The sequence below is a fragment of the Streptomyces sp. 35G-GA-8 genome, assembly GCF_023534745.1.
In the GTDB taxonomy this organism is placed as follows: Bacteria; Actinomycetota; Actinomycetes; order Streptomycetales; family Streptomycetaceae; genus Streptomyces.
In genome coordinates, this window is the sequence record NZ_JAMHJQ010000009.1 from 92,888 (window position 1) to 113,143 (window position 20,256).

Annotated in this window: 17 protein-coding genes; 7 read left to right on the forward strand and 10 right to left on the reverse strand. The window is 71.6% G+C overall.

Going from position 1 to position 20,256, the window contains the following annotated elements; all coding sequences use genetic code 11:
• Positions 1 to 80 precede the first annotated feature (80 nt).
• The 5 genes from M1203_RS21505 (at position 81) to M1203_RS21525 (ending at position 6,072) form a co-directional block, all read left to right on the forward strand.
• A complete protein-coding gene (locus M1203_RS21505; RefSeq protein WP_249951407.1) occupies positions 81 to 677 on the forward strand; it encodes a hypothetical protein in 597 nt (198 codons plus the stop codon).
• A 214-nt stretch (positions 678 to 891) separates the two neighbouring features.
• Positions 892 to 1,575, forward strand: a complete 684-nt coding sequence (locus M1203_RS21510) for a PadR family transcriptional regulator (RefSeq protein ID WP_249951408.1) — start codon at positions 892 to 894, stop codon at positions 1,573 to 1,575.
• A 293-nt stretch (positions 1,576 to 1,868) separates the two neighbouring features.
• Positions 1,869 to 2,585: an ABC transporter ATP-binding protein gene (locus tag M1203_RS21515; RefSeq protein ID WP_249951682.1), complete on the forward strand. Its 717-nt coding sequence runs from the start codon at positions 1,869 to 1,871 to the stop codon at positions 2,583 to 2,585.
• Entirely contained in the window at positions 2,582 to 5,431 is a 2,850-nt protein-coding gene (locus tag M1203_RS21520; RefSeq protein ID WP_249951409.1) for an ABC transporter permease, read from the forward strand. Before M1203_RS21515 ends, M1203_RS21520 begins: the two co-directional genes overlap by 4 nt.
• A 98-nt stretch (positions 5,432 to 5,529) precedes the next feature.
• Entirely contained in the window at positions 5,530 to 6,072 is a 543-nt protein-coding gene (locus M1203_RS21525) for a bacterial proteasome activator family protein (protein ID WP_283958873.1), read from the forward strand.
• 166 nt (positions 6,073 to 6,238) lie between these two features.
• Here the strand turns inward: M1203_RS21525 and M1203_RS21530 are convergent, their stop codons facing one another.
• From M1203_RS21530 to pdhA, 7 genes are all read right to left on the reverse strand, one after another.
• The gene (locus M1203_RS21530) at positions 6,239 to 7,228 is read right to left on the reverse strand and encodes an NAD(P)H-quinone oxidoreductase (RefSeq protein ID WP_249951410.1); all 990 of its coding nucleotides are present in this window, start codon (positions 7,226 to 7,228) and stop codon (positions 6,239 to 6,241) included.
• Between the two features lie 93 nt (positions 7,229 to 7,321).
• On the reverse strand, positions 7,322 to 8,377 hold the full coding sequence (locus M1203_RS21535) for a TrkA family potassium uptake protein (RefSeq protein ID WP_249951411.1): 1,056 nt from the start codon (positions 8,375 to 8,377) through the stop codon (positions 7,322 to 7,324).
• Positions 8,378 to 8,397: 20 nt separating this feature from the next.
• Positions 8,398 to 9,852, reverse strand: coding sequence for a molybdopterin molybdotransferase MoeA (locus tag M1203_RS21540; RefSeq protein WP_249951412.1), 1,455 nt, complete (start codon positions 9,850 to 9,852; stop codon positions 8,398 to 8,400).
• On the reverse strand, positions 9,849 to 10,724 hold the full coding sequence (locus M1203_RS21545) for an NTP transferase domain-containing protein (RefSeq protein ID WP_249951413.1): 876 nt from the start codon (positions 10,722 to 10,724) through the stop codon (positions 9,849 to 9,851). The genes M1203_RS21540 and M1203_RS21545 overlap by 4 nt, the downstream gene beginning before the upstream one ends.
• 70 nt (positions 10,725 to 10,794) lie before the next feature.
• Positions 10,795 to 12,225: a dihydrolipoamide acetyltransferase family protein gene (locus M1203_RS21550; RefSeq protein WP_249951414.1), complete on the reverse strand. Its 1,431-nt coding sequence runs from the start codon at positions 12,223 to 12,225 to the stop codon at positions 10,795 to 10,797.
• Entirely contained in the window at positions 12,225 to 13,229 is a 1,005-nt protein-coding gene (locus M1203_RS21555) for an alpha-ketoacid dehydrogenase subunit beta (RefSeq protein WP_249951415.1), read from the reverse strand. The genes M1203_RS21550 and M1203_RS21555 overlap by 1 nt, the downstream gene beginning before the upstream one ends.
• Positions 13,226 to 14,440: a pyruvate dehydrogenase (acetyl-transferring) E1 component subunit alpha gene (gene pdhA / locus M1203_RS21560; RefSeq protein WP_249951416.1), complete on the reverse strand. Its 1,215-nt coding sequence runs from the start codon at positions 14,438 to 14,440 to the stop codon at positions 13,226 to 13,228. The genes M1203_RS21555 and pdhA overlap by 4 nt, the downstream gene beginning before the upstream one ends.
• 188 nt (positions 14,441 to 14,628) lie before the next feature.
• Between pdhA and M1203_RS21565 the strand changes: the two genes are divergently transcribed.
• Positions 14,629 to 15,168, forward strand: coding sequence for an Lrp/AsnC family transcriptional regulator (locus tag M1203_RS21565; protein WP_374403597.1), 540 nt, complete (start codon positions 14,629 to 14,631; stop codon positions 15,166 to 15,168).
• An 86-nt stretch (positions 15,169 to 15,254) separates the two neighbouring features.
• Here M1203_RS21565 and M1203_RS21570 read toward each other — a convergent pair whose 3' ends face one another.
• Positions 15,255 to 15,860 carry a TetR/AcrR family transcriptional regulator gene (locus tag M1203_RS21570; protein WP_249951417.1) on the reverse strand — a complete coding sequence of 202 codons (606 nt, stop codon included), beginning with the start codon at positions 15,858 to 15,860 and terminating at the stop codon, positions 15,255 to 15,257.
• Positions 15,857 to 17,377, reverse strand: a complete 1,521-nt coding sequence (locus tag M1203_RS21575) for a 3-hydroxyacyl-CoA dehydrogenase (protein WP_249951418.1) — start codon at positions 17,375 to 17,377, stop codon at positions 15,857 to 15,859. The genes M1203_RS21570 and M1203_RS21575 overlap by 4 nt, the downstream gene beginning before the upstream one ends.
• A gap of 248 nt (positions 17,378 to 17,625) precedes the next feature.
• On the opposite strand from M1203_RS21575, the gene paaN reads away from it, so the two are divergent.
• Complete coding sequence (gene paaN / locus M1203_RS21580) at positions 17,626 to 19,359, forward strand: phenylacetic acid degradation protein PaaN (RefSeq protein ID WP_249951419.1); 1,734 nt, start codon at positions 17,626 to 17,628, stop codon at positions 19,357 to 19,359.
• 92 nt (positions 19,360 to 19,451) lie between these two features.
• Here the strand turns inward: paaN and M1203_RS21585 are convergent, their stop codons facing one another.
• The gene (locus tag M1203_RS21585) at positions 19,452 to 20,240 is read right to left on the reverse strand and encodes an RNA methyltransferase (protein ID WP_249951420.1); all 789 of its coding nucleotides are present in this window, start codon (positions 20,238 to 20,240) and stop codon (positions 19,452 to 19,454) included.
• Positions 20,241 to 20,256: the final 16 nt, after the last annotated feature.

Sequence of the window (20,256 nt, forward strand, 5' to 3'; positions counted from 1 at the left end):
GACTGGCCGTCCGGGATGCCGGAGTTGTCCCCCCATGTGACGCTGGATCGGTGACTCCAAGGTTTCGCACCTCTTGCGCGATGGCGGTCGCATCCCTGCTGCTGACCGCACCAGCCGCGTACGCCGAGGAGTCCGCCCCGCCCCCGCCGCACGCGTCCGTCGCCCCGGAGCCCGAAGGTTCCTCGCTGGCGGGGCGTCTCGCCGGGGAGGGGAAGACCCGGCCTGGCAGGCCGCCGGCGCCGGACGCCGAGGACGCGACACCCGAGGACGTGGACCCGAGCGCGAGTGCGGAGAGCGCGGAGAGCGCGGACCCCGCGCGACCGGGCCGGCCTTCGTCGCCGGCGAAGCCGCCCGCTCCCTCCCGTAAGCCGTCGTCCTCCTCCAAACCCGCGAAGCCGTCCGCCTCCGCCCCCGCGCGTACGGACGAGGAGGCGGCGGACGAGGAGTGGGACGCGGCCGACGCGCCGGGGGAGGTCCGGCGGCCACCGGAGGAGCGGGCGGATGCGGGAGAGCCGACGGCAGCCGACTCCGCGCCCCCCATCGATCCCCGCAGGCCGGACGTGACGGCTCTCGACAGATCGGCCACGCGGCCGGTGCCCGTACTGACCCTGGGCGCCGGAATCACGCTGCTCGGCCTGGGGCTCGGCTTTCTCGGGCTGCGTCTGCGACGCCGCTGAAACCGTGCTGGTGGCGGCCCTCGATGCCTCCCGACGGCTCCCGGGCGATCCCACGCCCCCGCCCCCGTGATCCCCCGGCGGTCCTCGGACGGTTCGACGGCCCTCGGACGGTCCGGCGGTCCTCGGGCGGTTCGGCGGTCCTCCTTATGGCGTACTTATGAAGTCCGTCTCAGGTCGCTTGCGGGCCAGGACTTACGCGGTATACATACTGAGTATGTCCATTCGCCACGGGCTTCTCGCCCTCCTCGAACGCGGTCCGCGTTACGGCTCTCAACTCCGTACGGAGTTCGAGTCGCGCACCGGTTCCACCTGGCCGCTCAACGTCGGCCAGGTCTATACGACCCTGAGCCGGCTGGAGCGCGACGGCATGGTCACGCAGGAAGGCGAGGACAAGGCGGGTCACGCGCTCTACGTGATCACGGAGACGGGCCGCGCGGAGCTGCGGTCCTGGTTCCGTACCCCTGTCGACCGCGCCAGTCCCCCGCGTGACGAGCTGGCGATCAAGCTCGCCATGGCGGTCGGGGCTCCAGGGGTCGACGTCCGGGAGGTCATCCAGTCGCAGCGGCATCACACCATCCAGGCGATGCAGGACTACACGCGGCTGAAGGCACAGGCCCTGGAAGCCGTCCCGACCGACCGGGACGAGGTGGCCTGGCTCCTCGTCCTGGAACAGCTCATCTTCCAGACCGAGGCCGAGGCCCGCTGGCTCGACCACTGCGAGGTCCGGCTGATCCGGCTCGCGATGGTGCCGGGGCGGAACGGCGAGACCTCGGAGACGCCTTCGGGGGGTCCGGACACCGGGTCCACGCCCGCGCCCGCCCCCGCGCCCGCGTCCACCTCGGCTTCCGCCACACCGGCTGCCGTGTCCGAACCGTCGGTCGGCTCGACCGCCGACTGACCGGAGCCGCGGACATCACCGCCCGCGGCTCCGGCCATCACCCGAACCACTTGGCCGGGGTCCGCGCGGCTCCCTGGGGCTGACCGCACCATCTCCCGCCCCACCTCACTCGTCATACCGAACCGCTCGTACGTGCGCGTACGCCCAATGGGGGGACCCTCATGGCTCGCAAATCACATCAGCCACACCAGTCACAGCCGTCACATCCGGCGCCACAGCAGGATCAGTCGTCGCCGCAGCAGCCGTCGCAGCAGCAGCCCCGGTCGCCGCAGCAGCACTCGTCGCGGCGGCCCGTGCTCCAGCTCCAGGAGCTGACCCGGGTCCACGGCAGTGGCGCCACCGAGGTGCACGCGCTGCGCGGGATCAATCTCGATGTGTTCCCCGGCGAACTGGTCGCGGTCATGGGCCCGTCGGGCTCCGGCAAATCCACCCTGCTCACCATCGCGGGCGGCCTCGACACCCCCACCTCGGGCCGGGTGATCGTCGAGGACACCGACATCACCACCGCCGACCGCAAGAAGCTCGCGGCCCTGCGCCGCCGCAGCATCGGTTATGTCTTCCAGGACTACAACCTGATCCCCGCGCTCACCGCCGCCGAGAACATCGCGCTGCCCCGCGAACTCGACGGAGTCTCCGCCCGCAAGGGACGCGTCGAGGCCCTGGCCGCGCTGCGGGAGATGGGTCTGGAGGAGCTTGCCGACCGGTTCCCCGACGAGATGTCCGGCGGCCAGCAGCAGCGGGTGGCGATCGCCCGTGCCCTGGTCGGCGAACGGCGTCTGGTCCTCGCGGACGAGCCGACCGGAGCCCTGGACTCCGAGACCGGCGAGTCCGTACTCGCGCTGCTGCGCACGCGCTGTGACGCGGGCGCCGCCGGCATCCTGGTCACCCACGAGCCGCGCTTCGCGGCCTGGGCGGACCGCGTGATCTTCCTGCGGGACGGTGCGGTCGTCGATCAGACGCTGCGCAGCGAGGCTGACTCGCTGCTGACGGGCCAGGCGGCCGAGCTGTGAAGAACTGGTTCCACTCCTGGCGCGCCGCGGTACGGATAGCCCGCCGCGACGCCTGGCGCTTCAAGGGACGCAGCTTCCTCGTCCTCGCCATGATCGCGCTGCCCATCCTCGGGGTGAGCGCCTTCGATCTGACCGTGCGCAGTTCGGAACTCTCCACCACGGAGAGCCTGAGCCGCGACATCGGCCGGGCCGACGCGCGGATCACCGACCCCTCGTTCGGCGGTCAGCCCCTCAATCAGGACCCGACGGGCGAGCAGTACGCGCCGGTGGGCGATTTCGAGAACAAGCCGTGGCCCGATGGCCCCACGGACATCGAGAAGGCCATCCCGGCGGGCGCCACCGTCCTTGAGGACACGGTCGGGTCCGGAAAGCTGCGCACCACACACGGGCTGCTGCACACCGAGATCCGTGAACTCAAGGCAGCGGACCCGATGGCCCGGGGCATCATGCGTCTCCTCGACGGCCGCTTCCCGGAGAAGGGCGGCGAGGTCGCCGCGACCACGCACTTCCTGAAGTCCAGCGGGCTGCGGGTGGGCTCGAAGCTCACCGCCCGGGGGCTCGATGCCGACTACCGGATCGTCGGCGAGTACGAACTCCCCAGCTCCCTGGAGACCGACCAGGTCAACGCGCTCCCCGGCGCGTTGCTGGCCCCGCTCGACAAGGCGCTGAAGGCCGACGATCTGCCGGGCACCTCGCCGACCACGACTCAACTGGTCAGCGTCTCCGGTGGTTTCACGTGGAACATGGTGCGAGAGGCCAACGCCAAGGGTCTGACGGTCACCTCGCGTGCCGTACAGCTGAACCCGCCCGCCGACTCGGACGTCCCGCTCTACCAGCAGGAGGGCTGGCAGCCGTACGAGGAGAGCACGGCGGCCAAGACCGCCGCGATGGCCGCGCTCGGCACCATCGTCGGTCTCGCGATGCTGGAGATCTGTCTGCTGGCGGGGCCCGCCTTCGCGGTCGGCGCCCGGCGCTCGCGCCGTCAGCTCGGCCTGGTCGGGGCGAACGGTGGCGACCGGCGTCATATCCGGGCCATCGTGCTCGCCGGCGGTCTGGTGATCGGTGTCGCCTCGGCCGTCATCGGTACGGCCCTCGGCGTCGCCCTCACCTTCGCCCTGCGTCCGGTACTTGAGGACTACATGGGCCAGCGCTTCGGCGGGTTCGAGATCCGGCCGCTGGAGCTGATCGGTATCGCGGCGCTCGCCGTGGTCACCGGTCTGCTGGCCGCGATCGTCCCGGCGGTCACCGCCTCCCGTCAGACCGTTCTGGCCTCGCTCACCGGCCGCCGCGGGGTGCGCAAGACCAGCAGGGTGCTGCCGATCCTCGGACTGATCGCGTTCGCGCTCGGTGCCGCGATCGCGCTGTACGGCTCGACGATGACCGACCAGTTCGCGATCGTGGCGGGCGGCAGTGCCCTCGCCGAGCTGGGTGTGGTCGCGCTGACACCGGCCCTGGTGGGTCTGTTCGGCCGGATCGGCCGCTGGATGCCGCTCTCACCGCGGCTGGCGCTGCGCGACGCCGTACGCAACCGGGGGCGCACGGCCCCGGCCGTGGCCGCGGTGCTCGCCGCGGTCGCGGGCACGGTCGCGGTCGCGACGTACGCCGCGAGCATCGACGCCCAGGGCCGGGCCGGGTACACGCCTCAACTGCCCCACGGCGCGGTCTCCGCCATGCTCGACGAGGGCGGCGGCCGGGATGTCCCGACCGTCCGTACGGCCGTCCAGAAGAATCTGCCCACGGAGATACGGGCCGATGTGGACCGGATCTCCGTGGGGAAGCCCGGCTGTTCGATGTACAGCAGCGGGGAGGGCTGCGGCCGGTACGAGGTGGTCGTACCGAAGGCCAACCAGTGCCCGCTGTGGATGGCCAGCGGGACCGAGGACCCCTCGGAGAAGTTCAGCAAGGCCGAGCGGCGCAAGCTCGCCAAGGACTGGCGCTGCAAGAACAACGAGGTCTACCTCAGCGTCGAGGGCGGTGTGCTGATCGGGGACGCCAAGCTGCTGAAGGTCCTCGGGATCAAGGACGCGGGCGCCGAGAAGGCCCTGGCGGACGGGCGGATCGTCTCCTTCGACAAGCGGAACATCGACTCGAACGGCAAGATCGGCATCCGCCTGGTCACCGACATCGAGGCGGCCGACGCGGCCATCGAGAAGGGCGAGGAATCGCCGGGCGTCGTCAAGTCCCTCACGGCGCATCAGGTCGGGGGGTCGCCCAACGCGTACGGCGTCTCGATGCTCCTGACCCCCGCCACGGCGAAGGCGGCGGGCTTCAGCACCGTCCCGATCGGCGCGTACTACTCGACCAGCGCCACACCCAGTGACGCCCAGAGGCAGAAGCTGGACAGTGAGCTCGCCAAGACCGGCAGCGATGTGAGCCTCCATATCGAGCGCGGCTACATCAGCGAGAACAACATCGTGCTGCTGGCTCTCACCGTCTTCGCCGGGTTGATCACCATCGGTGCCGCGGGTATCGCCACCGGTCTTGCCCAGGCCGACGCCGAGGCGGACCTCAAGACACTCGCCGCGGTCGGCGCCCCGGCGCGGGTCCGCAGGACGCTCAGCGGGTTCCAGTGCGGGGTGGTGGCCGTGATGGGTGTGCTGCTCGGCACGGCGGCCGGGGTGCTGCCGGCCATCGGGCTACGGCTGACGGACCGGCGCGGCCAGTGGAAGTGGTACGAGAGGGCGCTCGACGAGGGCTGGGGCGCCGTCAGCCCACCCAACGTGCCGATCGTGATCCCGTGGGGGACGCTGGCCGCGCTGCTGATCGCCGTCCCGCTGGGCGCCGCGATCCTGGCGGCGCTGGTCACCCGCTCGCACCGGGTGCTCGGCCGCCGGGCGGCGACGTAACCCCCCGGGCCCCGTATCCGTGCCCCCGTACGAAGGTCATCCGCCTTCGTACGGGGGCACGCCATGTGGTGACGCACATGTGCGAGACAATGGGCCGCATGGAGATGCCGAGGAACGAACGGTCGCAGGAGAGCCCCCACGTCCTCGTGGTGGGACAGGACGGGATGGCGCTCGGCGGCGGTGGAACCGACGACGGCGCACGTGAGATGCCGGTGACGGAGATGGTCGAGCAGCCCGCCAAGGTCATGCGGATCGGCAGCATGATCAAGCAGCTTCTGGAGGAGGTGCGCGCGGCTCCCCTGGACGAGGCGAGCCGGGTACGGCTCAAGGAGATCCACGCCGGCTCGGTGAAGGAGCTGGAGGACGGCCTCGCCCCCGAACTGGTCGAGGAGCTGGAGCGGCTCTCGCTCCCCTTCACGGACGAGGCCATTCCCTCCGAGGCGGAGCTGCGTATCGCGCAGGCTCAGCTGGTGGGCTGGCTGGAGGGCCTTTTCCACGGAATCCAGACGGCGCTGTTCGCCCAGCAGATGGCTGCCAGGGCCCAGCTGGAGCAGATGCGCCGCGCGCTGCCGCCGGGCTCGGTCCAGGAGGACGACGGGGAGCAGGGGCACGGCGCGATCCGCTCGGGCCCGTACCTGTAGATCTCCGGACCGCTTGGGTGTCCGGACGGCCTTAGGTGTCCGGACCGCCTTAGGTGTCCGGACCGCTCCGATGACGACTCTGTCCGGAGCGGCTGATCTGTCCGGGGCGGCTGACCCTGTTCGGCGCGGCCCGGCGCACCGTGTGGTGTGCCGGGCCGCGGGCGTCTCAGGCGTTCGCCGATGTGAGCAGCAGGATCTTGCCGACGTGCGTGCTCGCCTCCAGGGTGCGGTGCGCCTCGGCCGCCTCCGACATCGGCAGGGTGCGGTCCACGATCGGGCGGACCTGACCGTCGGCGATCAGCGGCCAGACATGCTCCCGTACGGCCGCGACGATCGCCGCCTTCTCGGCCAGCGGCCGGGCGCGCAGCGAGGTCGCCGTAATGGCCCCGCGCTTGCTCAGCAGGGCGCCCAGATTGAGCTCGGCCTTCACTCCGCCCTGGAGACCGATCACCGCCAGCCGGCCGTTCACGGCCAGGGCCTTTACGTTCCGTTCCAGATACTTCGCGCCGACGATATCGAGAATGACGTCCGCGCCCGCGCCGTCCGTGGCCTTGCGGATCTCCTCCACGAAGTCCTGCTCGCGGTAGTCGATCAGGATGTCCGCGCCGAGTTCGGCGCAGCGCGCCAGCTTCTCGGGGCCGCCCGCCGTGACCGCGACCCGCGCGCCCACCGCCTTGGCCAGCTGGATCGCCATCGTGCCGATTCCGCTCGCCCCGCCGTGCAGCAGCACCGTCTCGCCCGGCCGCAGATGGGACACCATGAAGACGTTCGACCAGACCGTGCAGGTGACCTCGGGGAGCGCCGCGGCCGTGGTCAGGTCCAGGCCGCGCGGTACGGGAAGCAACTGCCCGGCCGGGACGGCGACCTTCTCCGCGTACCCCCCGCCGGCCAGCAGCGCGCACACCTCGTCGCCGACGGCCCAGCCCGAGACACCGGCGCCGAGCGCGGCGACCGTGCCCGCGCACTCCAGGCCGGGGTACGGGGAAGAGCCTGGCGGGGGATCGTAGAAGCCCTGTCGTTGCAGCAGGTCCGCGCGGTTGACGGCGCTCGACGCCACCTCGACGAGCACCTCGCCCTCGCCGGGTACGGGATCGGGCACCTCGGCCCATACAAGCGCCTCGGGGCCACCGGGTTCCGGAATCGTGATCGCATGCATGGCCGCGAGGCTACTCCGGCGGACCGCTGAGTGGGCCACTGCACAGGCCGCCGAGCGGGCCGCGAGACGGCCGCGAGACGGCCCCGGGTGCCGTCAGTTCGAGTTGTCCGGCGCCGCAGGGCTCTGCGCCCGGACGATGGTGATCAGACGGTCGGTCAGCTGGAGCGGACTGGCGGCGGGGTCGTCGTACCCCAGCAGCCGATGGCCCCGCAGTACGCTCACCACCAGGTCTTCCGTCTCCCGTACATTCCGGCCCACCTCCGCCTTTATGACGGGGCGTTCGATGATGTCGAGACCACTGCCCTGCTGGATCAGATCCTCCATCACCGTGCCCGCGCTCGGACTGAGCACGGACAGTCCCAGCAGCCGTCCTGCCGCGCTGGCGCTGGTGATGACCGCGTCGGCCCCGGACTGGCGCAGGAGCGGTGCGTTCTCCTCCTCGCGCACGGCGGCGACGATCTTCGCGGCGCGATTGAGCTGACGTGCGGTCAGCGCCACCAGCACGGCCGTGTCGTCGCGCTGGGTGGCGATGACTATCTGACGCGCCCGCTGCAACTCGGCACGGATCAGCACATCGCTGCGCGTCGCGTCGCCGATCACGCCCACGAACCCTTCCGCGTTCGCCGCGTCGATGACCTTGCTGGACGGATCGACGATAACGATCTGTTCCTTCTTGAGACCCGTGGCACAGAGGGTCTGCATCGCCGAGCGTCCCTTGGTGCCGAAGCCGACGATGATGGTGTGGTCACGCAAGTTGGACCTCCAGCGGTTCAGCCGCCACTCCTCCCGGGTGCGCTCCGTGAGCACTTCGAGAGTGGTACCGACCAGAATGATCAGGAAAAGCACCCGCAGCGGGGTCACCAGCAGCACATTGGCCAGCCGCGCGCTGTCGCTGTACGGGACGATGTCTCCGTACCCCGTCGTCGAGAGCGTGACGGTCGCGTAGTAGACGGAGTCGAGGAAGTCGACCGATTCATCCGAGTTGTCGTGGTAGCCCGCTCTGTCGATATAGACGATAAAGACCGTCAGGGCGAGAACGAACAGCGCCATCAACAGCCGTCTGGTGACCTGACGCAGCGGCTGGACGGCGGTACGGCGCGGAAGCTTCACCCGCGCCGAGACGAGATGCTCGTCGGCATGCCTGGCCATCGCATCATGGCCGGGAAGTTTCACGTGAAACACCCTCCATCGACCGGTGCCGCCCACGGCAGGTCGAGAACTTCCAGTTCGTCTCCGGGCCGTGCGCCGCCCGGCGGCACGACCACGAGTCCATCGGCGGCGGCGATACCGCGCAGCATGGCGGGGCCGTTGAAGTGCAGTGGTACAAGGCCCTCGTCCTGGTGCACGAACGGCACCAGCCGGGTGTCATACGGATGGCCCTGCACCGCGTCCCGCAGCGGTGCGCGATACGAGGGCCGGGGCGCCCGTCCCGCCAGCGCGCGCAGCAGGGGCTCGGCGAGCGTCAGCAGCCCGGAGACCGCGGCGAGCGGGTTGCCGGGCAGCCCCACCAGATGCCCTCCCGACGGCAGCCGGGCGAGCAGCATGGGATGCCCGGGGCGTACGGCGACCCCGTCGACCAGCAGCTCGGCACCCGTCTTATGGAGCACCGGATGGACATGGTCGACCGGCCCGGCGGCCGTACCGCCCGTGGTGAGGACGAGATCCGCCGTGGATCCGGTGATCGCGCGGCAGAGCGCTCCGGCGTCGTCGCGGATCCGACGGGTGGCGATCACCTCCGCGCCGAGCGTACGGAGCCAGGGGGCGAGCATCGGCCCCAGCGCGTCGCGGATCAGCCCGTCGTGGGGCAGCCCCTCGGTCAGCAGCTCGTCACCGAGGACCAGTACCTCCACGCGCGGGCGCGGGACGGTGAGCAACTCGTCATAGCCGGCCGCCGCCGCGAGCCCCAGCACGGCGGGCGTCACCACGGAACCGGCGGGCAGCAGCAGGTCGTCGGTCCGGCACTCCTGGCCACGCGGCCTGATGTCCTGTCCGTGGACCACCTCACGGTCGGCATGGAGATTTCCATGGCTGTCCGTGACGGCATGCTCGCTGCGGATCACCGCGGTCGTGTCGGCGGGGATACGGGCGCCGGTGGCGATCCGTACGGCCGTGCCGTCCTGGAGCGCCGCCGCCGTCCCCTGACCGGCCAGAATGCCGAGGTCGTCGGCGCCCTGACTGCCGTGATCGCCGGCCGTCGCCTCTTCTCGTGGGGAGTCCTGGACGGGCCGCACGGTCCAGGGGCCCGGCCCCGAGACCGCCCAGCCGTCCATGGCCGAGGTGTCGAACGACGGGAGATCGGTGAGTGCCGTCAGCGGCTCGGCGAGCGCCCGGCCCACGGCCTGGTCGAGGGGTACGGAGACGGCACGGGCGGCCGGGACCGGCCCCGCGGAGCGGGCCGCGAGAGCGCGGGCGGCTTCCCATGACTCGGCGTGGTGCCGAGCGGACATGGCCGAGCCGGTGCCATGGCCTGGATCGGTGCCGCGACCTGGCGCGGCGGTGTGACCTGGCGCGATGCCGTGACCTGGCGCGGTGGCACGGTCCGGCGGGCGCCCCGCGCCCTGCTCTCCGTGGACCAGAGCCAGGGCGTCGTCGAACCCGTCGACCTCGCGGTCCTGGGCCGTCATCCGGCGTCGGCCCCCTTGGCATCCGGTCCGTCGGTGCCCTCCGTCTCGTCCGCCCAGCGCAGGGCGAGCGCCACGGCCTTGCGGGCGGCCTCGGCGACCGCTTCCGGGCCGTCCCCGCCGGCCTTGGCCGCCGCGTAACCGACCAGGAAGGTCGTCAGCGGCGCGGCGGGCCTGGCGACGCCGTGCGCGGCGTCGCGGGCGAGATCGAGGAGTACACGGGTGTCGACATCCAGCTCGATGCCGAGTTCGTCCTTGACTGCGGTGATCCATTCGTCCAGCACGGTCCCATGCTCTCTGATCCTGGCCCGCGCTGCGGAGATGTCTTCCCAGGTGTCGCAGTCGAAGGAGGCGAGCGGATCGGCGTCGAGCCGGGCGAGGTCCAGTTCCCCGACCAGCAGCCGGAGCGGCAGGCCGGGCAGACTGCCGTACTCCGTGGCGAGAAGGGCCAGTTCACGACGGAGCGGTTCGGCGCGGTAGGCGGCGACCAGCGGCTGGTCACGGCCTTCGGCGTCGGTGAGGAGCGCCCCCTCCCGGCCGGTTCTGTCCAGCGTCTCGATCAGGCGGCGCACCGTCGGCTTCCCCAGGAACGGAAGATCCGCGGAGAGTACGACGACGGTCTCCGCCTCGGCGCACCGCACCCCCGCGTCGAGCGCGGCGAGGGGCCCGCCGCCGGGCGGATCCTCGCGGGCCCAGCGCACCGGTCGCGCCGTGGGCCGCCTGCCGCCCACGACGACGGTGCGGGCGGCCCCTTCACAGGCCGCGAGCACCCGGTCGAGCAGCGAGCGGCCTCCGACACGTACCCCTGGCTTGTCGGCGCCGCCGAGCCTCTTGGCGGCACCTCCGGCGAGCACGATGGCGTCATACGCGGTCATGGCTGAAGTATGGGCCGCGACCGGCCGCCCGAAGCATCCGAGGTGGCTGGTACTTCGGGCGGACACCTCACTACAGCGTGCGCAGCAGCACCGCCGGCTGTTCGACACAGTCCGCCACATAGCGCAGGAAGCCGCCCGCCGTACCGCCGTCGCAGACGCGGTGGTCGAAGGTGAGCGACAGTTGGACGACCTGACGGACGGCCAGCTCCCCGTCGTGCACCCATGGCTTGGGCACGATCCTGCCGATCCCGAGCATCGCCGCCTCGGGGTGGTTGATGATCGGCGTCGAACCGTCGACCCCGAACACCCCGTAGTTGTTGAGGGTGAACGTCCCGCCGGTCAGCTCGCCCGGCGTGAGGGTGCCCGCCCGGCCCGCCTCGGTCAGCCGGGCGAACTCGGCGCTCAGCGACTCCGCCGAGCGCGCGTGCGCGTCCCGTACGACGGGGACGACCAGGCCGCGGTCGGTCTGTGCGGCGAAGCCGAGATGCACCTCCGGCAGGCGCACGATCTCCCGGGCGGCCATGTCCACGGTGGAGTTCAGCTCGGGGTGGCGGGCCAGGGCCGCCGTGCAGATGCGGGCCATCAGGGCGAGCAGCGAGATCTTGGCCCCTCCGGCCGCGTTCATCGCCGTTCGGGCGGCCATCAGTTCCGTCGCGTCCGCGTCGACCCAGCAGGTCGCGTCCGGGATGTCATGGCGGCTGCGGGTGAGCTTGTCCGCGACCGCGCCGCGTACGCCCCGCAGCGGCACCCTGGTGACGCCGGGCCGCGCGGACGCGGACGCCCCCACCGGAGCCGGAGACACGGCCGGGACCGGGACCGGGGCAGGAGCCGGAGCCGGGGCTGGTGCCGGAACGGTGGACGGCGCCTGGGCGGCGCCCCGGCTGATCGCCTGCTCGACATCGCACCGCAGGATCAGCCCGTCGCGCCCCGAGCCCGTCAGCTCCCGCAGATCCAGGCCGTGCTCTCGCGCCAGCCTGCGTACCAGTGGGGAGACGACCGGCACCGCACCGGCCGCGCCGTTCACCGGTTCACGAGCGGGGGCGGGGGCGGCGGACGCGCTCAGCGGCGCCCGGCGAACCCGGCGCCGACGCGCCGCCGGGGCGCCCGTGCCGTACCCGACCAGCACATTGCCCGACGTCTCATGGGAGGCCGAAGCCGAAGTCGCGGCGGCGGGTGCGGGGGGCGAAGCCGGGGCTGAGGCCGGGGCGGCAGCCCTCGCCGAGGCAGTCGTCGGCGGCGAATCGGCCGGTTCCGACGCCCCCACCGCCACGGTCAGCAGCGGCGCCCCGACCGGCAGCTCCGAGCCCTCTTCGCCGAAGCGCGCAGTCACCACGCCCCCATAGGGGCAGGGCACTTCCACCATCGCCTTGGCCGTCTCGACCTCGACCACCGGCTGATCGATGGCGACGACATCCCCCACCGACACCAGCCAGCGGACGATCTCGGCCTCGGTCAGCCCTTCCCCGAGGTCCGGCAGTTTGAATTCCAGCACCTGGGCCATCAGCTCTCCGTCTCCCACTGGAGTCGCGCGACCGCGTCCAGCACCCGGTCCACTCCCGGAAGATGGTGCCTCTCCAGCATGGGCGGCGGATAGGGAATGTCGAATCCGGCCACGCGCAGAACCGGCGCTTCCAGGTAGTGGAAGCAGCGCTCGGTGACCCGGGCGGCGATCTCCCCGCCGGGGCCGCCGAAGCCGGTGGACTCGTGGACGACGACCGCGCGCCCCGTGCGCCGGACGGACGCCGCGACCGTCTCGTCGTCGAACGGCACCAGTGAGCGCAGATCGACGACCTCCAGGTCCCAGCCCTCGGCGCGGGCCGCCTCCGCCGCCTCCAGGCAGACCGGCACGGAGGGACCGTAGGTGATCAGCGTGGCGCTGCTGCCCCGGCGCCGCACGACGGCCCGTCCGATCGGATCGACCTCGGCCGGCTCGTCCGGCGACCACTGGGCCTTCGACCAGTAGAGCCGCTTCGGCTCCAGGAAGATCACCGGATCGTCGGAGGCGATCGCGGCCCGCAGCAGCCCGTACGCGTCGTCGACCGTGGCGGGCGTGACGACATGGAGGCCGGGGGTCGCCATGTAGTACGCCTCCGAGGAGTCGCTGTGGTGCTCGACCCCGCCGATGCCGCCGCCGTACGGCACCCGCACGGTGATCGGCAGCGGCATCGCGCCCCGCGTGCGGTTCCGCATCTTCGCCACATGGCTGATCAGCTGCTCGAACGACGGATAGGCGAAGGCGTCGAACTGCATCTCCACCACGGGCCGCAGCCCGTACATCGCCATCCCGACAGCCGTCCCCAGGATGCCGGCCTCGGCGAGAGGCGTGTCCGTACAGCGGTCGTCGCCGAACTCGGCCGCGAGCCCGTCGGTGATACGGAAGACCCCGCCGAGCGTGCCGACGTCCTCACCGAGGACATGGACGGAGGGGTCCTCGGCCATCGCGTCGCGCATCGCGCGCCGCAGGGCCTCCGCCATGGTGGCGGGCTTCACCGCGACAGTGGTCATCGCGTCTCACCGGATCCTTCCGCGCGTCCTTCCCCGGAGCCTTCGTCGGAACTTTCCTCGGAACCTTCGTCGGCCGATGCCTCAAGCTCGGCACGGAGCTGGGCCGCCTGCTCGCGCAGCTGGGCGGTCTGATGGGCGTAGACATGCGCGAAGAGGTCCATGGGATCGAGCACCGGCTCGGCGTTCATCCGGTCACGCAGCCGAGCGGCCATCGCCTCGGCGGCCTCGGCGGCCTTGCCGATGCCGTCCTCGTCGAGCACCCCGCGCGCGGTCAGCTCGTGTTCGAGCAGCCGGACCGGGTCGTGCGCGCGCCAGATCTCGACCTCGTCGCCGGCCCGGTAGCGCGTGGCGTCGTCGGCGTTCGTATGGGCATCGATGCGGTAGGTCAGCGCCTCCACCAGCGTCGGCCCCTCGCCGCGCCCGGCGCGTGCCAGGGCCTCGCCGAGGACCGTGTGCACCGCGACCACGTCATTGCCGTCGACCAGCCGGCCCGGCATGCCGTACCCGACGGCCTTGTGGGCCAGGGAGGGCGCCGCGCTCTGCTTGGAGAGGGGCACGGAGATCGCGAAGCCGTTGTTCTGGACGAGGAAGACGACCGGGACCCGCCACACGGCGGCGAAGTTCAGCGCCTCGTGGAAGTCGCCCTCGCTGGTGCCGCCGTCGCCCACGAGGGCGAGCGCGACCACATCGTCCCCCTTGAGCCTGGCCGCGTGCGCCAGGCCGACCGCGTGCGGCAGCTGAGTGGCCAGCGGTGTCGACAGCGGCGCGATCCGGTGCTCGTGCGGGTCGTAGCCGGTGTGCCAGTCACCGCGCAGCAGCGTCAGTGCCTGTACGGGGTCCAGTCCGCGCGCCACGGCCGCGAGAGTGTCGCGGTAGCTGGGAAAGAGCCAGTCCTGCTCCCGCAGGACCAGCGCGGCGGCGATCTGGCAGGCCTCCTGGCCGGTGCTCGACGGGTAGACGGCGAGCCTGCCCTGTTTGGTGAGCGCCGTGGCCTGCGTGTTGTACCTGCGCCCGCGGACCAGCTCGGCGTAGAGCCGGAGCAGCAGGGCGGGGTCGGCCCCGGCCGCGGCGTCCGTACCCAGCACGCGGTACGGCTCGGGGTCGGGCAGCAGCGGGGCGGGGTCGGTACGCGGCCGCCACGCCGGGGGCGGGTGCGGCAGGTGGCCCGCGGCACCGGGCAGTTCCTGGACCGACGTACTGCTCTTCTTCACGCGTGCACCTCCTCGTGGGAGTGGGCGAACGGGTGCCAAGATGTGGCACGCCTCACCTACCGATTGTTCGGTCGTCAGGGCATTTTGGCTACACGCGGCTCCAGCCTGTGGACAAACGGTTCTCCACAGCTTGGGATGGACGCAGGCCGTCCACGGCGCGGAGGCGAGCAGACAGGGGAGCTGAACAAATGGCCGACGGCATCGACCGGGAGATCGACGGGGTGGGGGTCGGATCCGGCGCCGAGAGAGGCGGCGGCGGTACGGAATCCATGCTTCCGGCACGCCCGCTGGACGCCATCGATCAGGACATTCTGCGCATCCTGCGAGCCGACGGCCGCGCCTCGATACGGTCGGTGGCCGAGCGCGTCCATGTCTCGCGCGCCAATGCGTACGCCCGTATCAACCGGCTGATCGACGACGGCGTGATCCGAGGTTTCAGTGCCAGCGTCAACCATGAACGCGCCGGCCAGGGCGCGTCCGCGTACATCACCCTGAAGATCGTGCAGAACTCCTGGCGCACGGTGCGCGAACAGCTCCAGGAGCTGCCCGGGGCCACCCATATCGCGCTGGTCAGCGGTGACTTCGACGTACTGCTGCTGGTGCACGCCCCGGACAACCGCTCCCTGCGGGAGCTGGTCCTGACCAGGCTCCAGTCCATCCCCGAGGTGCTCTCGACCCGCACGCTGCTGGTCTTCGAGGAGACGGACCTGAATGGGCCCCCTCCGTAGAAAACGGCCCCCTCTTCAAGAGGAGGCCGTCAACTTCAAGAGGAGGCCGTCAACGGGTACGGGGCCCAGGGCTCGGAACGGAACCGCTACGGACCCAGCTGGAGATCGGTCCGCAGCCCGTCGAAGGCGAGCCGTACGACCGCCTCCGCGACCTGGTCGCAGTCGTAGCCGCCGGGCGCGTGCGGCCGGTACCACTCCACCAGCGAGTTGACCATGCCGAAGAGCAGCCGGGTCGCCAGCCTGATGTCCATGTCGGCGCGCAGATCGCCGTCCGCGGCGGCGGCCTTCAGCAGATCGGCGACCCGCTGGTCGAACTCGCGGCGCCGCTCCATCGCCCAGCGCTCGGTCTGGGTATTGCCCCTGACCCGCAGCAGCAGCGTCACATACGGCAGCTCGGCGATCAGCACCTCGACCGTACGGCGGGTCACGTACTCCACCCGCCCGATGGCCCGTCCGCGCGTCGCCCCCTCCTCTTCGAGGATCCCGAAGAGGCCGTCCAGGGCGCGGCTGACCGCACGGCGCAGCAGCTCCTCCTTGCCCACGACGTGGTGGTATATCGAGGACTTGGAGATCCCGGCGGCCTTGGAGAGATGCTCCATGGAGGTGCCGTCGTACCCGCGCTCGTTGAAGACGCGGACAGCGACGGTCAGCAGGGTCTCGGGCGTGTACGTGTCGCGCTTCGCGGTGGTCATGACGCGTCGTCCTCCTGGGCGGCGGCCAGGCGCCGCAGTGCCTGGGAGGGCGCGTAGCGGCCCGTGGGGTACTCCTCGTGCAGCGCGTCCAGCGTGTCGAGCGCCCATCGCGCGCCGAGCCGGTCGCCCCAGTCGAGGGGGCCGCGCGGGTAGTTGACGCCGAGCCGCATCGCGAGGTCGATGTCCTCGGGGGCCGCCACCCGGCGCGCTGCCGCGTCAAGGGCGAAGTCGACGAGCATCGCGACCGTACGGGCCACGATCAGGCCGGGGATGTCACCGATCACGCTGACGTCCTTGCCCAGCGCCTGGAAGAGGCCGATGGCCTCCTTCAGGGCCGTGCCGGCCACCCCGGCGGCGGGCGCGAGGGCGATCCGGGTCGCGTCCCGGTAGTCCAGCGCCAGATCGAAGTGGATGACCGGCATCCCCACGTCGTCGGCGGCCGAGCCGTCCGCCAGAAAGAGACGCGTGCCGTCGGACAGTTCGATCCAGCCGGGATAGCCGGGGACGGCGTCGTCCTCACGGATGACGACGATCCCCGCCTCCTCGATCAGTGCGGGCAGCGCGTCCGCCGCGAACAGCTCGCCCCGCACCGTGATGGACGCGGGCGCCTTCTCGGGCTCCGCCGTGTGCGCGGCGGCCCCCGGCGCGTCCTCGCCGTACGCGTACCACCCCCGGCCCGACTTGCGCCCCAGCCGTCCCGACTCCACCAGCCGGCGCTGTGCGAGCGACGGCGTGAACTTCGGGTCCTGGAAGAAGGACTCCCAGACCGACCGGGTGACGGCCTCGTTGACGTCCTGGCCGATCAGGTCGGTCAGCTCGAAGGGGCCCATCCGGAAGCCGCCGCATTCCCGCAGGACGGCGTCGATGGTCGCGGGGTCGGCGGCCCGCTCCTCGTAGACGCGCAGCGCTTCCGCGTAGAAGGGACGGGCGACCCGGTTGACGACGAAACCGGGGGTGTCGGCGCAGCGTACCGGTGTCTTTCCCCAGGCCAGCGCGGTCGCGTGGGCGCGCTCGGCGGCCGTCTCGTCGGTCGCGAAGCCGCTGACGACCTCCACGAGCGGCAGGAGCGGAGCCGGGTTGAAGAAGTGCAGTCCCACGAAGCGGCCGGGGTGGCGCAGCGCGCCCGCGACGGCGGTGACGGAGAGGGAGGAGGTGTTCGTGGCGAGCAGGCAGTCGTCGGCGACGATGTCCTCCAGCGCCGCGAACAGGTCCCGCTTGACGGAGAGTTCCTCCAGGACCGCTTCGACCACGAGCGCGGCGTCGGCCAGCTCGGTGAGGTCCCGGGCCGGGTGCAGCCGGGAACACGCGGCGTCGCGCGCCGCGGCGTCGAGCCGGCCCTTCTCGACGAGCCGGTCCAGTCGTCCGGCGAGCGTGGTGGCGGCCTGCTCCGCACGGCCGGGCACGGCGTCGTAGAGCCGTACGGGATGGCCTGCGACCAGCGCCACCTGGGCTATGCCCTGCCCCATCGTGCCGGTGCCGACGACCGCGACGACGCGGCCGGGCTCGATTGCTGTCATGGACGCAATCCTCCCGTATGAGTGAGCCATTGAGTGAGCCAGTTGTCCGAGTCGAGCCAGTTGTCCACAGACAAGTTGCCCGCGGACGGGTCACGGCCGCATTCGAACGAACGAGTACGGACGAGTTATGCACAGGTTCGCCGGACACCCTTGTCCCGACCGATCGTTCGGTTACTCTAACTCTGTCTGCCAGCTCATGTCCCTGTCCGTGTCCCTGATGCTCAGCCCGACCGAGGAGTGGGTCCGTCATGGCCGCCGCCCAGCTCAGTCCCCAGCAGCTCTCCGACAAGCACCGGTCCACGCTCGACCGGGCTCTCGACGCGATCACCACCCGCGCCTACTGGTCCCCGCATCCCGAGCACCCCAAGGGGTACGGGGAGACCGCGCCGGCGAACGGGCTCGCCGCCTTCCAGGCGCTGCGCGGGACCCGCTTCGAGCTGGACCAGCCGGGGACGGACGGCTGGACCGGCGGCGAGATCTCGCCGTACGGCCCGGCGCTGGAGGTCGAGTATCCGCACGCCGATCTGGACGTCCTGCTGCCCGCCATGCGCGCGGGCATGGGCGCGTGGCGCGAGGCGGGACCCGAGACGCGCGCCCTGGTCTGTCTGGAGATCCTGGCGCGGATCAGCGCCCGTACGCACGAGTTCGCGCACGCGGTGATGCACACCAGCGGGCAGGCGTTCATGATGGCGTTCCAGGCGGGCGGGCCGCATGCCCAGGACCGCGGCCTGGAGGCCGTGGCCTACGCGTATCAGGAGCAGGTCCGTACGCCCGCCGCGGCCGACTGGTCCAAGCCGCAGGGCAAGCGCGACCCCCTTGAGCTGCGGAAGACCTTCACGTCGGCGGCGCGCGGGATCTCGCTGCTGGTCGGCTGCAACACCTTCCCGACGTGGAACGGCTACCCGGGGCTGTTCGCCTCCCTGGCCACCGGCAACCCCGTGCTCGTCAAGCCGCATCCGCGGGCGGTCCTGCCGCTCGCGCTGACGGTCCGGGTGGCCCGCGAGGTGCTGGCCGAGGCCGGCTTCGACCCGAATCTGGTCGCCCTGGCCGTGGAGCGGCCCGGCGAGGCCATCGCCAAGACCCTGGCCGTACGCCCCGAGATCCGGATCATCGACTACACCGGCTCCACCGCCTTCGGGGACTGGCTGGAGACCCACGCCCGCCAGGCGCAGGTGTACACGGAGAAGGCCGGCGTCAACACCGTCGTGATCGACTCCACCGACGACTACAAGGGGATGCTCTCCAACCTCGCGTTCTCGCTCTCGCTGTACAGCGGCCAGATGTGCACCACCCCGCAGAATCTGCTGATCCCCCGGGACGGCATCACGACGGACGCGGGCGAGAAGTCGTACGACGAGGTGGTGGCCGATCTCGCCGCCTCGGTGAGCGGGCTGCTGGGCGACGACGCCCGTGCCAACGCGCTGCTGGGCGCGCTCGTCAACCCCGAGGTGAAGGCCCGTCTCGACGCGGCGGGCGGGCTCGGGGACGTCGCGCTCGCCTCGCGCGAGATCACCAACCCGGACTTCCCGGACGCGGTGGTCCGTACGCCCGCGATCGTGAAGGCCGACGGCGCCCGCAAGGCCTGGGAGAAGGCCTGGGAGGGCGCGGCCGAGGGCGGCGGCGCCACTGCCGCGGAGCTGCCGTATCTCGCGGAGTGCTTCGGCCCGGTGTCCTTCGCGGTCGCCGTGGACTCGACGGAGGACGCGCTGGAGCTGCTGCGGCGCACGGTGCGCGACAAGGGCGCGATGACGGTCGGCGCGTACACGACGTCGAGTGAGACGGAGCGCGCGATCGAGGAGGTCTGCCTGGAGGAGTCCGCGCAGCTCTCGCTCAACCTCACGGGCGGGGTGTATGTGAACCAGACGGCGGCCTTCTCGGACTTCCACGGCTCCGGCGGCAACCCGGCGGCGAACGCGGCTCTGTGTGACGCCGCGTTCGTGGCGAACCGCTTCCGGGTGGTGGAGGTACGACGCCAGGCCTGAGGTGCGCTGACGCCTGAGGCCGAGGCCCATGCCTGAGGGCTGTGGGCTGAGGCCTGAGGGCCGAAGACTCAGGCCCGGACGCCGCCCGCCGGTCAGGGGGCGGGCGGCGCCGATCGCCCCTCCGGGGCCCCGGAGGGGCCTCCCCAGTGGAACAGCGCCATGGCCACGCTGGTGGCGAGGTTGTAGCTGGACACCTGCGGCCGCATCGGGAGCGACAGCAGCTTGGTGGCCCGGCTCCGGACGGCCGCCGAGAGCCCGTGCCGCTCGGAGCCGAAGGCGAGCAGCGCGTCATCGGGGATGGTCATGGACCGGATGTCGTCGCCCTCCGGATCCAGGGCGTACAGCGGTCCCGGAGGGAAGTCATCGGGAGAAAGCCGCTCCACGGCGGTGGCGAAGTGGAGCCCGGCGCCGGCGCGTACGGCGTTCGCGTGCCAGGGGTCCATATCGCCGGTCGTGATCACACCGGTCGCCCCGAACCCGGCGGCGAGCCGGACGACGGCCCCGACATTTCCCAGATTGCGAGGGTTGTCGAGGATGACGAGGGGTGACGGACGGGGCAGCGCCGACAGCGCGTCCAGGTTGGTCCCGCGATCGCGTCTGACCGCCAGAGCGGCGATCTGCGTGGCATGCACGCGCGGCACCAGTTCCCGCAGGACGTGGGCCGGTATCTCAACGACTGATTCCTTGATCGCGTCGGTCACGTCGTCGGCGAGTTCGGCCGCCAGAGCCAGCGCGGATTCCTTGTCGCTCGTGACCGCGGACCGTACGTCCGCCCCGAACCGGAGCGCGTGTTTCAGCGCATGGAAGCCGTCGAGCACCACCAGGTCGGGGCCGGCCTCGCGCCACTGCCGTACGGCACGGGCGGCCTCAGCGTCGTTCATCGCCTCAGAGTACGGC

What these genes read in the sequence shown, in the direction of transcription:
- M1203_RS21505 (WP_249951407.1), top strand. Translation starts at nt 81, where the DNA reads ATGGCGGTCGCATCCCTGCTGCTGACCGCACCAGCCGCGTACGCCGAG.
- M1203_RS21510 (WP_249951408.1), top strand. Translation starts at nt 892, where the DNA reads ATGTCCATTCGCCACGGGCTTCTCGCCCTCCTCGAACGCGGTCCGCGT.
- M1203_RS21525 (WP_283958873.1), top strand. Translation starts at nt 5,530, where the DNA reads ATGGAGATGCCGAGGAACGAACGGTCGCAGGAGAGCCCCCACGTCCTC.
- M1203_RS21530 (WP_249951410.1), bottom strand. Translation starts at nt 7,228, where the DNA reads ATGCATGCGATCACGATTCCGGAACCCGGTGGCCCCGAGGCGCTTGTA.
- M1203_RS21535 (WP_249951411.1), bottom strand. Translation starts at nt 8,377, where the DNA reads ATGGCCAGGCATGCCGACGAGCATCTCGTCTCGGCGCGGGTGAAGCTT.
- M1203_RS21540 (WP_249951412.1), bottom strand. Translation starts at nt 9,852, where the DNA reads ATGACGGCCCAGGACCGCGAGGTCGACGGGTTCGACGACGCCCTGGCT.
- M1203_RS21545 (WP_249951413.1), bottom strand. Translation starts at nt 10,724, where the DNA reads ATGACCGCGTATGACGCCATCGTGCTCGCCGGAGGTGCCGCCAAGAGG.
- M1203_RS21550 (WP_249951414.1), bottom strand. Translation starts at nt 12,225, where the DNA reads ATGGCCCAGGTGCTGGAATTCAAACTGCCGGACCTCGGGGAAGGGCTG.
- M1203_RS21555 (WP_249951415.1), bottom strand. Translation starts at nt 13,229, where the DNA reads ATGACCACTGTCGCGGTGAAGCCCGCCACCATGGCGGAGGCCCTGCGG.
- M1203_RS21565 (WP_374403597.1), top strand. Translation starts at nt 14,629, where the DNA reads ATGGCCGACGGCATCGACCGGGAGATCGACGGGGTGGGGGTCGGATCC.
- M1203_RS21570 (WP_249951417.1), bottom strand. Translation starts at nt 15,860, where the DNA reads ATGACCACCGCGAAGCGCGACACGTACACGCCCGAGACCCTGCTGACC.
- M1203_RS21575 (WP_249951418.1), bottom strand. Translation starts at nt 17,377, where the DNA reads ATGACAGCAATCGAGCCCGGCCGCGTCGTCGCGGTCGTCGGCACCGGC.
- paaN (WP_249951419.1), top strand. Translation starts at nt 17,626, where the DNA reads ATGGCCGCCGCCCAGCTCAGTCCCCAGCAGCTCTCCGACAAGCACCGG.
- M1203_RS21585 (WP_249951420.1), bottom strand. Translation starts at nt 20,240, where the DNA reads ATGAACGACGCTGAGGCCGCCCGTGCCGTACGGCAGTGGCGCGAGGCC.